Raw genomic sequence first — 14,104 nt, 5'->3', positions numbered from 1 at the left:
GTTCTCCCCCGTCGGGCCCTGCCCGGCAAACCGGCCGGATCTTTCCGGCCCCACTGCTACGCCACCATTCGGCGGGCACTGGTTTCGTCGCCACGTCGTCTTCAGTGCCTGTCGGCAGCCCTCAAAGGCTCGCCGGGCCATTGCACGCGTTCTCTCGCGCTCTCTGTTCTCGCGAAGCTCCATCGGCTGATGGCGTGACCGTTGCCGTCCTCCGGGACGGTGCTGTGTCCAACCTTTCCACAAGGAGCCCCGGCATATGGCCAAAGGAATTCTCATCGACCATGTCTTCAAGGTGTTCGGCGATTCGCCCGAGCAAGCCCTCGAACTGGTCCGCCAAGGTTTTTCGAAGAAGGAAATCCTCGCGCAGACCGGCCAGTCGATCGGCGTGTTCGATGCCACCTTCGAGATCCAGGCCGGCGAGATCTTCGTGATCATGGGCCTGTCGGGCTCGGGCAAGTCGACGCTGGTGCGCCTCCTGAACCGGCTGATCGAGCCGACCGCAGGCCGCATCGTGATCGACGGCGCGGACATCAACGAGCACTCCGACGCGAAGCTGCGCGCGCTGCGCCGCAAGGACATCAGCATGGTGTTCCAGTCGTTCGCGCTGATGCCGCACATGACGGTGCGCGAGAACACCGCGTTCGGCCTGGAGCTCTCCGGCACGAGCAAGAAGGAGCGCCTGGCGCAGGCCGACAAGGCGCTTGCGCAAGTGGGTCTCGCGGGCTGGGGCGACAGCTATCCCGACGAGCTTTCGGGCGGCATGCAGCAGCGCGTGGGCCTGGCGCGAGCGCTGGCGTCCGACCCGTCGATCCTGCTGATGGACGAGGCCTTCTCGGCGCTCGACCCGATCATCCGCACCGAGATGCAGTCGGAACTCCTGCGGCTGCAGCAGGAACAGCGCCGCACCATCGTCTTCATCTCGCACGATCTCGATGAAGCCATGCGCATCGGCGACCGCATCGCGATCATGAAAGACGGCCAGGTGATCCAGGTCGGCACGCCCGACGAGATCCTGCGCAGCCCCGCCGACGACTACGTGCGCAGCTTCGTGCGCGGCGTGGACGCGGCGGCCGTGTTCAAGGCGGCGGACATCGCGCGCAAGTCGCTCACCGTGGTGTGCGAACACCCCGAGCGCGGTGCGCGCGCGGCGCTCAAGCTGCTGGAAGACCAGGACCGCGACTTCGCCTACGTGACCAGCCCCAACAAGCGCTTCCTCGGCGTGGTGTCGGCCGACACGCTGCGCGGCGCGCTCGACGGGCATTCGGGCCCGCTCGGCCTGCAACACGCGTTCCTGGCCGACCTGCCGCGCATCGATGCCGAGGCGCCGGTGGCCGGCCTGATCGGCCAGCTCGCGCAGGCGCCGTGCGCGCTGCCGGTGGTGGCGGGCGACGGCCGCTTCTGCGGCGCGATAAGCAAGACGACGCTGCTCAAGTTCCTGGACCGCGAGACGCCGCCCATCGAGCCCGTCTCCCCGCACGCCGCGCCCGCGCTCGCCGCCGAGCCGCACTGAATTCACGAAGGACCTGAACGATGAACGACACCACACTTCCTCCCGACCTGGGCGCCGCGTTGAACGACGCTCCAGCACCCGCCGCCTTCGTCGATCCGTGGGAGGCGCTCTCGGCCGCGCCCGATACCTCCGCCACCAGCGCCTGGCTCGATGCCCCGGTGAACGCGGCCCATCAGCTCGCCGGACAGGCCGACACCGCCGCCAGCGGCTTCCAGCTGCACCGCCTGTGGGACGGCTCGCTGCCGGTCGAATCCTGGATCAACCAGGGCCTCGGCTGGGTGGTCGAACATTTCCGCCCCTTCTTCCAGACGGTGCGCCTGCCCATCGACAGCACGCTGAACTGGGTGCAAGGCCTGCTCACTGGCCTGCCGACGCTCGCGATGATCGCCCTCATCGGCCTCTTCGCCTGGCAGTTCGCCGGCCGCGCGCTCGCCATCGGCACGACCGTCGCGCTGCTCCTCGTGGCCATGCTGGGCATCTGGCCCGAGGCGATGGTCACGCTGTCGCTGGTGCTGACCTCGCTGGTCTTCTGCATGGTCATCGGCCTGCCGCTGGGCGTGCTGCTGGCCAGCAGCGACCGGGCCCAGCGGATCATGCGGCCGGTGCTCGATGCGATGCAGACCACGCCGGCCTTCGTGTACCTCGTGCCGGTGGTGATGCTCTTCGGCATCGGCAACGTGCCGGGCGTGATCGTGACGATCATCTTTGCGCTGGCGCCGCTCGTGCGCCTGACCAACCTGGGCCTGCGCCAGGTGCGCCCCGACCTGATCGAGGCCGCACGCGCCTACGGCGCCTCGCCCTGGCAGATGCTGGTGAAGGTGCAACTGCCGCTGGCGATGCCGTCGATCATGGCGGGCATCAACCAGGCGCTGATGCTGTCGCTGTCGATGGTGGTGATCGCTTCGATGATCGCCGTGGGTGGTCTCGGCCAGATGGTGCTGCGCGGCATCGGGCGGCTGGACATGGGCCTCGCGACCGTGGGCGGCCTGGGCATCGTGCTGCTGGCGATTTCGCTCGACCGGCTGACGCAGGCGATGGGCAAGTCGCGCCGCAGTGCCGGTCGGCGCTGGTGGCACACCGGGCCGGCCGGGCTCGCGCTGCGCGTGCTGCAGCGCCTCGTGGGCACGCCGTCGCGCGATGCGAACGCGCCCGTCCCCGCACTTTCCACGCAATGACACGTCTCGGAGGAAATCAACGCATGAAGCAAACCAGTCTCATCGCCCGCAGCCTCCTTGCGCTCGGCTTCGTCGCCTTCGGCATGACCGCACAGGCGGCCAACGACCTGCCCGGCAAGGGCGTGACCGTGCAACCGCTCAAGAGCTCGCTCGCCGAAGAGGCGTTCCAGACGCTTCTCGTGATGCGCGCGCTCGAGAAGCTCGGCTACAAGGTCGAGCCCATGAAGGACCTGGAGCCCGCCACCGAGCACCTGGCGATTGCCAATGGCGATGCCACCTTCATGGCCAACCACTGGAGCCTGCTGCACGCCGATTTCTACAAGAACAGCGGCGGCGACGCGAAGCTGTCGCGCACCGGCGTGTACTCGGACGGCGCGGTGCAGGGCTACCTCATCGACCGCAAGACGGCCGAGCAATACAACATCACCAACATCGCGCAACTGAAGGACCCGGCGATCGCCAAGCTCTTCGACGCGGACGGCGACGGCAAGGCCGACCTCACGGGCTGCAACCCCGGCTGGGGCTGCGAGCTGGCCATCGAGAACCACCTGAGCGCTTACAAGCTGCGCGACACCGTCACCCACAAACAGGGCAGCTACGCCGCGCTGATGGCCGACACCATCGCGCGCTTCAAGCAGGACAAGCCGGTGCTGTACTACACGTGGACGCCCTACTGGGTGAGCGCGGTGCTGCGACCCGGTGCGGACGTGGTGTGGCTGCAGGTGCCCTTCTCGTCCTCGCAGGAAGGCCAGGCCGACACCCAGCTGCCCAACGGCAAGAACTACGGCTTCCAGGCCAACCGGGAGCAGATCGTCGCGAACAGGGCTTTCGTCGAGAAGAACCCGGCGGCCGGCAAGCTGTTCGAGGTGATGAAGCTGCCGATCGGCGACATCAACGCCCAGAACCTGCGCATGAGCCAGGGCGCGAACACGCAGCAGGACGTGGAGCGGCATGCGGACGGGTGGATCAAGGTGCATCAAGCCCTGTTCGACGGCTGGATCGCCGAGGCGCGGGCGGCCGCGAGGTAGCCGCCCCGGGGGCGCGGACGGCGGCTGAGATAATCGGGGGGCGTTTTCCCGTGTTTCCCACCAAAAAAAGCCCCCCACCATGACGACCACGATCCAGCAGGCCGACCTGATCGAATCGATCAGCGCCGCGCTGCAGTACATCAGCTACTACCACCCCGCCGACTACATCGCCCACCTGGCCAAGGCCTACGAGCGCGAACAGAGCCCCGCCGCCAAGGACGCCATTGCGCAGATCCTGACCAACAGCAAGATGAGCGCCACGGGCCACCGCCCGATCTGCCAGGACACCGGCATCGTCAACGTGTTCCTCAAGGTGGGCATGGACGTGCGCTGGGGCGGCTTCACCGGTTCGCTGGACGACGCCATCAACGAAGGCGTGCGCCGCGGCTACAACCACCCCGACAACACGCTGCGCGCCTCGGTCGTGGCCGACCCGCAGTTCGACCGCAAGAACACCAAGGACAACACGCCCGCGGTGATCTTCACCGAGATCGTTCCGGGCAACACCGTCGAGGTGACGGTCGCGGCCAAGGGCGGCGGCAGCGAGAACAAGAGCAAGCTCGTGATGCTGAACCCCGGCGACAGCGTGGTCGACTGGGTTCTGAAGACCGTGCCGACCATGGGCGCCGGCTGGTGCCCGCCGGGCATGCTGGGCATCGGCATTGGCGGCACCGCCGAGAAGGCCGCGCTCATGGCCAAGGAAAGCCTGATGGACGACCTGGACATGCACGAGCTGCAGGCCAAGAAGGCCTCGGGCGCCGAACTCAGCAAAGTCGAGGCGCTGCGCATCGAGCTGTACGAGAAGGTCAATGCACTGGGCATCGGCGCGCAGGGCCTGGGCGGCCTGGCCACCGTGCTGGACATCAAGATCAAGATGTACCCGACGCACGCGGCGAGCAAGCCTGTGGCGATGATTCCCAACTGCGCGGCCACCCGCCATGCGCACTTCGTGATGGACGGCAGCGGCCCGGTCTACCTCGATCCGCCGTCGCTCGACCTCTGGCCCGACGTGAACTGGGCGCCGGATGAAAAGAAGAGCAAGCGCGTCGACCTGAACAAGCTCACGCCTGCCGAAGTGGCAAGCTGGAAGCCGGGCGACACGCTGCTGCTGAACGGCAAGATGCTCACCGGCCGCGACGCCGCGCACAAGCGCATCCAGGACATGCTGGCCAAGGGCGAGAAGCTGCCGGTGGACTTCACCAACCGTGTCATCTACTACGTCGGCCCGGTCGATCCGGTCGGCGACGAAGCCGTGGGCCCCGCCGGCCCGACCACCGCCACGCGCATGGACGGCTTCACCGAGATGATGCTGGCCCAGACCGGCCTGATCGCGATGATCGGCAAGGCCGAGCGCGGCCCGGTCGCCATCGAGGCGATCAAGAAGCACAAGAGCGCCTACCTCATGGCCGTGGGCGGTGCCGCCTACCTCGTGAGCAAGGCCATCAAGACCGCGAAGGTCGTGGGCTTCGAGGACCTGGGCATGGAAGCGATCTATGAATTCGACGTGGTCGACATGCCGGTGACGGTGGCGGTCGATGCGGGCGGCACCAGCGCGCACATCACCGGCCCGGCCGAATGGCAGAAGCGCATTGCCAGCGGCGAGTTCAAGACCATCATGATGGAAGAAGCTTGAGCCCTGTAGGCGTCTTCGACAGCGGCGTCGGCGGGCTCAGCGTGCTCGCCGCGCTGCGCGCCGAGCTGCCGCACGAGCGCTTCGTGTATTTCTCGGACGCGGCTTACGCGCCCTATGGCGAGCGCGGTGATGACTACGTGATCGAGCGCTCGCGCAAGGTGACCGCGCAGCTGATCGCCGAGCACGGCATCAAGGCGCTGGTAGTGGCCTGCAACACGGCCACGACAGCGGCGATCCACCTGCTGCGTGCAGAACATCCGGCGCTGCCCATCGTGGGACTGGAGCCGGCGCTCAAACCCGCAGTGGCGACGAGCCGCACCGGCCACATCTCGGTGATGGCCACGCGCGGAACGCTGGCCAGCGCCAAGTACGCGGCGCTGCGCGATTCCTTCGCCGGGTCCGCCCACGTTCGCTCCGTACCGTGCGACGGGCTCGTGAAGGCCATCGAAGGCTTCGACACCGAGGCCATCGCAACGCTCTGTGCGCGCTATACGGCAGAGGCCGGTCCCTTCGGCGATGCACCGGGCGAAGTCGACACCGTGGTGCTCGGCTGCACGCACTACCCGCTCGTGAAGAACGAGCTCCAGCGCCATGCGCCGCCCACGCTGCGCTTCATCGACACCGGCGCACCGGTCGCGCAGCAGACGCGGCGCGTGCTGGCTGCTGCCGGGCGTCTCGCGGACGGCGAAGGCGGACTGATCCTCCGGAGCAGCGGCGACCAGGCGGTGCTCGAAGTGGCCGCCGCGCGCTGGCTGCAAACCTCGCCGCAAGGTACAACGGCGACTTCCGCCTGAAACAACCGCCGTCATGCGCCCCTTACTGCGCCACGCCCTGCTCCTGCTGTGCCTCTGTGCCACAGGCCTGAGCCACGCCGCCTGCGAAAGCGGCCTCGCCGAGCGCATGCACGCCAAGCTGTATCCCAAGCGCCCGCTCGACGAGCGGCTCGCGGCCTGCAAGGTCTGGCCGGCCTTCCCGGGTCGCAGCATCGTGGTGCTGCCGATGCCGCGCGAAACCACCGACAAGGGCGCCAAGGTCTTCGACCTCGAGGTGCTGCTGATCCAGCGGCCCGACAACGGCAACACCGAGCGCGATACCGTCATCGGACGCCTCTTGCAGCCCGAGGCGCTCGACGAGGACGCCACCACCGCGATCCAGGACATCCGCATCGACACCTCGCGCTACGTGCTCGCCTCGGACGCCCGCGCCTTCGGCCTGCGCGTGCGCTACCGCGGCAGCAGCGCGCCGTCGAGCCCGCTGGCCAGCGAGACGGTGCGCCTCTACGTGCAGCACGGCAGCAAGCTGCGCGAGGTGCTGCAGGAGATCGAGCTCGACCACGACAACGGCGGATGGGATTCGACCTGCACCGGCCATTTCGAGAAGCTGCGCACCATGCTGTCGGTCGGCAAGGCGACCAGCAACGGCTTTGCCGACCTGCAGCTGTCGCGCACGCTCGTGCAGAGCCACGCGCAGGAGCAGGAGGACCAGGGCTGCGTCGAGAAGGCGCTGCCCGCGAAGTTCAGCACCGTGACGCTGCGCTACGACGGCGAGCGCTTCAAGGTGCCGAAGTCGCTGCTGCAGCAATCGCCCTGACGGGCGGCTGAATTCGCGCCGCTTTTCACGGCACCGTCACACGAAAGTACCAGCATGCGCGGTTTGTCCAGAACAACAACCGCGCACCATGACCACTCTCTCCGCCTCCCGCATTCCCTTCAAACCCATGCTGCTCGCCAGTGCCCTGTCTGCCGTCCTGCTGGCTGCGTGCGGCGGCGGTAGCGACGGGGGCGGCAGCTTCCTGCCGATCGTGCCGCCCGCGACGGTCGCGCCACCCGCTGCGGAGCCGGACCAGCTGGTCTCGAAGGCAACGTTCACCCCCAACGCCGGCACCACCGAAGGCTCGTCGGACGCGTCGACCGCCTTCGCGCTGCCTGACAACTTCATGATCGTGGCCGACGACGAGGCCAATGTGCTGCGCGTGTACCCGCGTGGCGGCGGCGCCGCGGTGGCGCAATGGAGCTACGAGGACAACGGTCCGAAGCTCACCAAGGAGCTCGACCTCGAAGCCGGCACGCGCATCGGCGACACGCTGTACCTCACCGGCTCCAACAGCAACAAGAAGGACGGCAGCGAAGCGCCCGACCGTTCGCACCTGTTCGCGGTGAAGGTCACGGGCACCGGCGCCGCAACCGCCTTTAGCTATGTGGGCCAGTTCTCGTCGCTCGAAACGCAACTCGTCGCCTGGGACGCCACCAACGCCCACGGCCTGGGCGCGAACCACTTCGGCTTCACCGTATCGGCCGGTGCCGGCATCGTGCCCGAGCGCGTCGACGGTTTCTCCATCGAAGGCATGACCAGCGCACCGGGCGACGGAGCCCTGTGGCTCGGCTTCCGCGCACCGCAGACGGGCGCATCGACGCGCGCCAAGGCGCTGATCGTGCCGGTGCAGAACTACGCCGCGCTGGTGGGCGGCACGGCCACGCAGGCCGCGTTCGGCGCCCCCATCGAACTGGAACTCGGCGGACGCGGCATCCGCTCGATCGACAAGGGCACGGACGGCAACTACCTGATCGTGGCCGGCCCCGCTGGCGCGGCCAGCCCGGACGTGGACCGCAACTTCGCGCTCTTCTCGTGGAACGGCAATCCGGGCACGGCGCCGGTGGAGCTCTCGAACGACCTCGACAAGCTGCGCAAGGAAACGGGCGGGAGCTTCGAGTCGACCGTTGAAGTGCCGGGACCGGTGAAGGCCGGCACGCAGGTACAACTGCTGCTCGACAACGGCGACACCGTCTGGCCGGGCCAGAAGGACGCATCGAAGGACCTGCCGCCGGCCGACCAGAAGTTCGAAGGCTTCGTCGTGCGCCTGGGCCAGCCCTGGGTCGACACGGCCGGTCCGGTGCTGCGCAGCGCCTCGCCCAAGGCCACGGACGGCAGCGTCAGCGCGAACGCGAACGTGACCCTGAGCTTCAACGAGGGCGTCCGCCTGGGCACCGGCAGCATCGTGCTGCACAAGGCCGACGGAAGCGTGGTCGAGAGCTTCTCGGCCAGCAGCCCGGCCGCACGCCTGCAAGCCGCCTTCAACGTGATCACGCTGACGCCGAGCCAGCCGCTGGCAGCATCGACCGGCTACTACGTGACAGTCGACGCCAACGCGATCACCGATGCCAAGGGCAACGCCTACGCCGGCATTGCCGATGCGACCACGCTGAGCTTCACCACCAGCGCACCACCCGCGCTGGCAGCCGGCGACATCCTCTTCATGGGCGCGAACGCCGACAAGACCGACGCATTCGCCTTCGTGCTGCTCAAGCCGATGGACACAGGCACGCGCATTGTCTTCACCGACCGGGACCGCACCAGCACGGACTTCAAGGGCAACACCGACGAGAGCGCCTACGTCTGGACTGCCGATCGCAGCCTGCCGGCAGGCACCATCGTGACCATCCAGCCCGATATAAAGAACGCAAATCCGATCGCCAACATCGGCACCACGCAAGGCAAGGGCGGCGGCATCAGCGGCAGCTACGAGACGATCTACGCCTTCGTCGGCGGCACCATCGCCGGCCTGGGCGACAACGCCGCTGGCGAGATCAGCGGCGTGGGGACCTATCTGGCCAGCATCACGCTGGGACCGGTGCCCAATGGTGACGCCATTCCGGCCACGTTGGCGACCGCGGGCGCAGCGATCAACTTCCCCACCCAGTTCGACGTGCTCTACGACGGCCCGAGGCTGCCGGCCTCGCCAACGCCGACCGACATCGCAAACTTTGCCGCGAGCGTGAAGAACACGGCCAACTGGAAGTTCCAGAGCGGCGCGGGCTGGCCCCTGACGAACAACAGCCTGTTCTGACGGCTCAGTTGCGCAGCGCGGCCTCGCGGCCGCGCCGCATGTCGATCGGCAGCAGCAACAGCAATCCCGCCACGAACAGCACCGCGGTCGAGAGGATCGCGATGCGCTGGTTGCCGCCGGTGGCCCAGGTGATCGCGCCGAAGCTCAGCGGACCGATGATGCTGGCGAGCCGCGTCGCGAAGGTCCAGAGCCCGAAGAACTCCGCCAGCTGCTGCGGCGGCGCAAGATAGCCCGTCATCGCGCGGCCTGCGGACTGGCTCGATCCCATTGCGAGCCCTGCGATGGCGGCGGCCCACCAGAAGCCGCCCTTGGTGGTCACCACCGAGGCGATCACGCAGACCGCAATCCAGGCCACCAGCGTGACCGCCAGCGAGACCTTGTGGCCGATGCGATCCTGGATGTAGCCGAACGAGAAAGCCCCGATGGCGGCGGCGACGTTGAGCACGAAGATCAACACCATCGTCTCGCTCGCGACGAAGCCGATCACCTGCTCGGCATAGATCGCCGCCAGCGTGATCGCGACCGCCACGCCGCCCTGGTAGCAGACGGTGCAGACCAGCAGCCACATAAAGTCGCGGTAGGCGCGTGCCTGGCGGTAGGTGGCGCGCAGTTGCTGCCATGCGCCGAGTTCATCGCCAGCTGTTCTTGGCTCTGCCCGTTCAGGCAGCAGCGCGAAGGTGGCGCATGCCGCGGCGCCATAGATCGCGGCCGTGATGACCATCGTGACCGGCACGAAATGCGAGGCCGGCAGGCCCTTCGATTGCGACCACAGCACGTAGGCCAGGCAGATGCCGAGCGTCAGCATGCCGCCGACGTAGCCGAAGCTCCAGCCCCATCCGCTCACCTTGCCCATGCCTTCGGGCGTTGCGAGTTCGGGGAGGAAGGCGCCCGTGAGGGACTCGCCGTAGGAATAGAAGGCGTTGGAGACGATCACGAGCAGCATGGCCAGCGCCACGCCGCCCGGGGCCCCTGCAAAGCTCGGCGTGAGCGCCAGTGCGGCTGTTGCCAGCACACAGCCGGTCGTTGCAATGACCAGCACCCGCTTCTTGGCCCCGCGCAGATCGGCCCAGGCGCCGATGGCGGGCATCGTGAGCATCACGATGGCGTAGGAGATGCTGAGTGCCGCAGTCCATGCAAACGCGGCCCACGGCGCGCCCTTCGCGATGCCGCCCACGAAGTAGGCGGCGAACACGGCGGTGATGACGACCGTCGTGTAGCCCGAGTTGGCGAAGTCGTACATCGCCCAGCCGAAGACCTCGCGCTTGCGCACGCCGGGGCGCAGCGCGGAGGCGGGAAACAGGGCCATGCGGCCTTGGATCGGGCGAGTAGGAGGGGTTGCGGGGGTCAGTGCAGGTGGCGCGGACGGCGACCGCCGCCGTGGCCGCCACCGCTTCCGCCGCTGCCCGGACCACCCGTGCCGCGCGGACGCTTGCCGATTTCGAGCGAGTTCACCAGCGCATCGAAGCGGTCGCTGAAGAGGCGATCGATCTCGGCGACCACGCCGCCCAGTTCGGCGCCGTCGAAGTGGCGCTCCATGAGGTTGACCACGTCTTCCACCAGCAGGTCGCGCTGCACCTGCATGATCGCGGCCGGGTTGGGGCCGACGAACAGCATCAGGAAATCGTCGCGCGATTCTTCGTCGGGGTCGCCCTCTTCCTCGTCGAAGTCGGTGTCGTAGAAGGTGACTTCGATCGCGGCGCCGCGGTCCGACAGCTCGTTCAGGGCCATGCACATCTCGTCGAGCGCCTGGCGGAAATCTTCGTCGCCGGGCACGGTCCAGCAGATTTGCAGCGTGTGGTCCTTCTGCTCGAAGCGGATGCCGGGTTCTTCTTCGTAGGTGCTGGTGGCGCCATCGGCCAGCGACTTGGCGCCTGCATATTTCCAGAGCGGCTTGAGCGCTTCCTGGATTTGCTCGAAGCTCACGTCCGGACGCAACGGCACGTCGCCATGCACATGGATTTCAAATGGAGCGTTGTAGCGAGGCATCGAATGCTCCCTTTTTAAGTTTGGTACCCGGAACGGGGGTCGAACCCGTATGCCCCGATCAAGGAAGCGGCGGATTTTAAGTCCGATGTGTCTACCAATTTCACCATCCGGGCGTCAGGTTGAACATCGACGATAACCCAAACGAAACAAGCCCCGGCAACGGTGGTTGGCGGGGCCTGTTTGTCGGGTCGAATCGTGTCTAACGAGAAGGTGGAGGCGCGACCCGGAGTCGAACCGGGCTAGACGGATTTGCAATCCGTTGCATAACCGCTTTGCTATCGCGCCACGCAGAAAAACGAAACCGAACTTGCGAAAAAAAGGGAAGCATTTGCTTCCCTTTTTCAAAACTGGAGCGGGAAAAGAGTCTCGAACTCTCGACCTCAACCTTGGCAAGGTTGCGCTCTACCAACTGAGCTATTCCCGCGTTTCGAGCCTCGAATTATATACCATTTTTTCGGGACTCGGCAAATTCGCGCCATCAATGTTTGACCGGCCCCTCGGAAGCCGGCGCACCAGCGCGCTGCTTGGCCAGCTCGGCCACCGCAGCCGCAGAGGCCGCAACCTCTTCGTCCGACAGCGGCTCGGGCATCTTCTCGAGCGCGATCTCGAGGACCTTGTCGATCCACTTCACGGGCACGATCTCGAGGCCGTTCTTCACGTTCTCGGGGATGTCCTGCAGGTCCTTGGCGTTCTCTTCGGGGATCAGCACGGTCTTGATGCCACCGCGCAAGGCGGCCAGCAGCTTTTCCTTCAGGCCACCGATGGCCGTGACCTCGCCGCGCAGCGTGATCTCGCCCGTCATCGCCACATCGCCGCGCACCGGGATGCCGGTGAGCGCCGACACGAAGGCCGTCGTCATCGCGGCACCCGCGCTCGGACCGTCCTTGGGCGTCGCGCCATCGGGCACATGGATATGGATGTCGCGCTTCTCGAACATCTCGTCCTTGATGCCCAAGCGGCGCGAGCGGCTGCGCACCACGGTGCGCGCGGCCTCGACCGATTCCTTCATCACGTCGCCCAGCGATCCGGTACGGCTGATCACGCCCTTGCCGGGCATGGTGACCGCCTCGATCGTCAGCAGGTCGCCGCCGACCTCGGTCCACGCGAGGCCGACCACCTGGCCGACCTGGTTCTGCTTCTCGGCGAGGCCGAAGCTGTACTTGCGCACGCCCAGGAACTCATTGAGGTTCGAGCCGTCGACGGTGACCTTCGGCGTCATCTGCTTGAGCAGCAGGCCCTTGACCACCTTGCGGCAGATCTTGGACAGCTCGCGCTCGAGCGAACGCACGCCGGCTTCACGCGTGTAGTAGCGAACGATGTCGCGCACGGCCTCTTCGGTGACCAGGAGTTCTTCTTCCTTGACGCCGTTGTTCTTCAGCTGCTTGGGCAGCAGATACTTGATCGCGATGTGCGTCTTCTCGTCCTCGGTGTAGCCCGAGAGGCGGATGACTTCCATGCGGTCGAGCAGCGCCGGCGGAATGTTCATCGAGTTCGAGGTGGCGACGAACATCACGTCGCTCAGGTCGAAGTCGACTTCCACGTAGTGGTCGCCGAAGGTGTGGTTCTGCTCGGGGTCGAGCACCTCGAGCAGCGCGCTCGACGGGTCGCCGCGGAAGTCGGTGCCCAGCTTGTCGATTTCGTCGAGCAGGAACAGCGGATTGCGCGTGCCGATCTTGCTCAGCCCCTGCAGCACCTTGCCCGGCAGCGCGCCGATGTAGGTGCGGCGATGGCCGCGAATTTCGGCTTCGTCGCGCATGCCGCCCAGCGCCATGCGGGTGTACTTGCGGCCGGTCGCCTTCGCGATCGACTGCCCTAGCGAGGTCTTGCCGACACCCGGTGGGCCCACGAGGCACAGGATGGGTGCCTTCACCTTGTCGACGCGCTGCTGCACCGCGAGATATTCAAGGATGCGGTCCTTGACCTTCTCGAGGCCGTAGTGATCGGCATTGAGCACCGCCTCGGCATTCGCCAGGTCGTGCTTGATCTTGGTCTTCTTGCTCCACGGCAGGCCGATGAGCACGTCGATGTAGTTGCGCACCACGGTGGCCTCGGCCGACATGGGCGACATCAGCTTGAGCTTCTTGAGTTCGCCTTCGGCCTTCTTCAGGCCTTCCTTCGACATCTTGGCGAGCTTGATCTTCTTCTCGATCTCTTCGATGTCCGCGCCCTCTTCGCCTTCGCCGAGCTCCTTCTGGATGGCCTTGACCTGCTCGTTGAGGTAGAAGTCGCGCTGGTTCTTCTCCATCTGGCGCTTCACGCGGCCGCGGATCTTCTTGTCGACGTTGAGGATGTCGACTTCGCGCTCGAGCTGGCCGAACAGGTTCTCCAGGCGCGCCTTGACGTCGTCCAGGTCGAGCACGGCCTGCTTGTTGTCGAGCTTGAGCGGCAGGTGGGCGGCGATGGTGTCGGCCAGGCGGCCGGCATCGTCGATGCTCGAGATCGAAGTCAGGATCTCGGGCGGGATCTTCTTGTTCAGCTTGACGTACTGGTCGAACTGCTGCATCACCGCGCGGCGCAGGGCCTCGACCTCGGTGCCCTTCTCGCCGCCTTCGGTGGCCTCGACGGGCGTCACGTTGGCCGTGAAGTGCGTTTCGCCGTCATCGATGCGGTTCACGCGTGCGCGCTGCTGGCCCTCGACCAGCACCTTCACCGTGCCGTCGGGCAGCTTGAGCATCTGCAGGATGGTCGAGACGCAGCCGACTTCGAACATGTCCTCGACCGAGGGCTCGTCCTTGGCGGCGGCCTTTTGGGCCACCAGCATGATGCGGCGCTCGGCCTCCATCGCCAGTTCGAGCGCCTTGATGCTCTTGGGGCGTCCCACGAAGAGCGGGATCACCATGTGGGGAAACACCACGACGTCGCGCAGCGGCAGCAGCGGCAGGTCGAGTGCTTCGGGAGGCAGGGGGGTATGACCAGACATGCGAAATC

Annotated in this window: 10 protein-coding genes and 3 tRNA genes; 7 read left to right on the top strand and 6 right to left on the bottom strand. The window is 66.7% G+C overall.

The window, feature by feature from the left end; all coding sequences use genetic code 11:
• Positions 1-256 precede the first annotated feature (256 nt).
• The 7 genes from proV to GNX71_RS14385 all read left to right on the top strand — a co-directional run bounded on the left by proV (position 257) and on the right by GNX71_RS14385 (position 9,190).
• Positions 257-1,510 (top strand): glycine betaine/L-proline ABC transporter ATP-binding protein ProV, encoded by a 1,254-nt coding sequence (proV, locus tag GNX71_RS14415; RefSeq protein WP_206178938.1) that lies wholly within the window; start codon positions 257-259, stop codon positions 1,508-1,510.
• A 20-nt stretch (positions 1,511-1,530) separates the two neighbouring features.
• Complete coding sequence (gene proW, locus GNX71_RS14410) at positions 1,531-2,685, top strand: glycine betaine/L-proline ABC transporter permease ProW (protein WP_206178937.1); 1,155 nt, start codon at positions 1,531-1,533, stop codon at positions 2,683-2,685.
• Between the two features lie 23 nt (positions 2,686-2,708).
• A complete protein-coding gene (gene proX, locus GNX71_RS14405; protein WP_206178936.1) occupies positions 2,709-3,713 on the top strand; it encodes a glycine betaine/L-proline ABC transporter substrate-binding protein ProX in 1,005 nt (334 codons plus the stop codon).
• 79 nt (positions 3,714-3,792) lie between these two features.
• Positions 3,793-5,346: a fumarate hydratase gene (locus tag GNX71_RS14400; RefSeq protein WP_206178935.1), complete on the top strand. Its 1,554-nt coding sequence runs from the start codon at positions 3,793-3,795 to the stop codon at positions 5,344-5,346.
• The gene (murI, locus tag GNX71_RS14395) at positions 5,343-6,140 is read left to right on the top strand and encodes a glutamate racemase (RefSeq protein ID WP_206178934.1); all 798 of its coding nucleotides are present in this window, start codon (positions 5,343-5,345) and stop codon (positions 6,138-6,140) included. The genes GNX71_RS14400 and murI overlap by 4 nt, the downstream gene beginning before the upstream one ends.
• Positions 6,141-6,153: 13 nt before the next feature.
• The gene (locus GNX71_RS14390; protein WP_206178933.1) at positions 6,154-6,936 is read left to right on the top strand and encodes a hypothetical protein; all 783 of its coding nucleotides are present in this window, start codon (positions 6,154-6,156) and stop codon (positions 6,934-6,936) included.
• 88 nt (positions 6,937-7,024) lie between these two features.
• On the top strand, positions 7,025-9,190 hold the full coding sequence (locus GNX71_RS14385; protein WP_206178932.1) for an Ig-like domain-containing protein: 2,166 nt from the start codon (positions 7,025-7,027) through the stop codon (positions 9,188-9,190).
• 4 nt (positions 9,191-9,194) lie between these two features.
• On the opposite strand, the gene GNX71_RS14380 is transcribed toward GNX71_RS14385, so the two are convergent.
• The 6 genes from GNX71_RS14380 to lon all read right to left on the bottom strand — a co-directional run bounded on the left by GNX71_RS14380 (position 9,195) and on the right by lon (position 14,096).
• Positions 9,195-10,496, bottom strand: coding sequence for an MFS transporter (locus GNX71_RS14380; RefSeq protein WP_206178931.1), 1,302 nt, complete (start codon positions 10,494-10,496; stop codon positions 9,195-9,197).
• Positions 10,497-10,534: 38 nt separating this feature from the next.
• Positions 10,535-11,176, bottom strand: coding sequence for a DUF6806 family protein (locus GNX71_RS14375; protein WP_206178930.1), 642 nt, complete (start codon positions 11,174-11,176; stop codon positions 10,535-10,537).
• 21 nt (positions 11,177-11,197) lie between these two features.
• Positions 11,198-11,289, bottom strand: a tRNA-Leu gene (locus GNX71_RS14370).
• A 98-nt stretch (positions 11,290-11,387) separates the two neighbouring features.
• Positions 11,388-11,461 (bottom strand) — tRNA-Cys (locus GNX71_RS14365).
• A 63-nt stretch (positions 11,462-11,524) separates the two neighbouring features.
• Positions 11,525-11,600, bottom strand: a tRNA-Gly gene (locus tag GNX71_RS14360).
• 54 nt (positions 11,601-11,654) lie between these two features.
• Positions 11,655-14,096, bottom strand: coding sequence for an endopeptidase La (lon, locus tag GNX71_RS14355; protein WP_206178929.1), 2,442 nt, complete (start codon positions 14,094-14,096; stop codon positions 11,655-11,657).
• Between the last annotated feature and the right edge of the window lie 8 nt (positions 14,097-14,104).

Origin of the sequence: Variovorax sp. RKNM96 (assembly GCF_017161115.1) — a bacterium.
Lineage (GTDB): Bacteria > Pseudomonadota > Gammaproteobacteria > Burkholderiales > Burkholderiaceae_C > Variovorax.
Note: the sequence above shows the minus strand (reverse complement) of the source record. Positions and strands in the feature narration are given on the sequence as shown.

What these genes read in the sequence shown, in the direction of transcription:
- proW (WP_206178937.1), top strand. Translation starts at nt 1,531, where the DNA reads ATGAACGACACCACACTTCCTCCCGACCTGGGCGCCGCGTTGAACGAC.
- lon (WP_206178929.1), bottom strand. Translation starts at nt 14,096, where the DNA reads ATGTCTGGTCATACCCCCCTGCCTCCCGAAGCACTCGACCTGCCGCTG.
- GNX71_RS14380 (WP_206178931.1), bottom strand. Translation starts at nt 10,496, where the DNA reads ATGGCCCTGTTTCCCGCCTCCGCGCTGCGCCCCGGCGTGCGCAAGCGC.
- GNX71_RS14375 (WP_206178930.1), bottom strand. Translation starts at nt 11,176, where the DNA reads ATGCCTCGCTACAACGCTCCATTTGAAATCCATGTGCATGGCGACGTG.
- proV (WP_206178938.1), top strand. Translation starts at nt 257, where the DNA reads ATGGCCAAAGGAATTCTCATCGACCATGTCTTCAAGGTGTTCGGCGAT.
- GNX71_RS14390 (WP_206178933.1), top strand. Translation starts at nt 6,154, where the DNA reads ATGCGCCCCTTACTGCGCCACGCCCTGCTCCTGCTGTGCCTCTGTGCC.
- GNX71_RS14400 (WP_206178935.1), top strand. Translation starts at nt 3,793, where the DNA reads ATGACGACCACGATCCAGCAGGCCGACCTGATCGAATCGATCAGCGCC.
- proX (WP_206178936.1), top strand. Translation starts at nt 2,709, where the DNA reads ATGAAGCAAACCAGTCTCATCGCCCGCAGCCTCCTTGCGCTCGGCTTC.
- GNX71_RS14385 (WP_206178932.1), top strand. Translation starts at nt 7,025, where the DNA reads ATGACCACTCTCTCCGCCTCCCGCATTCCCTTCAAACCCATGCTGCTC.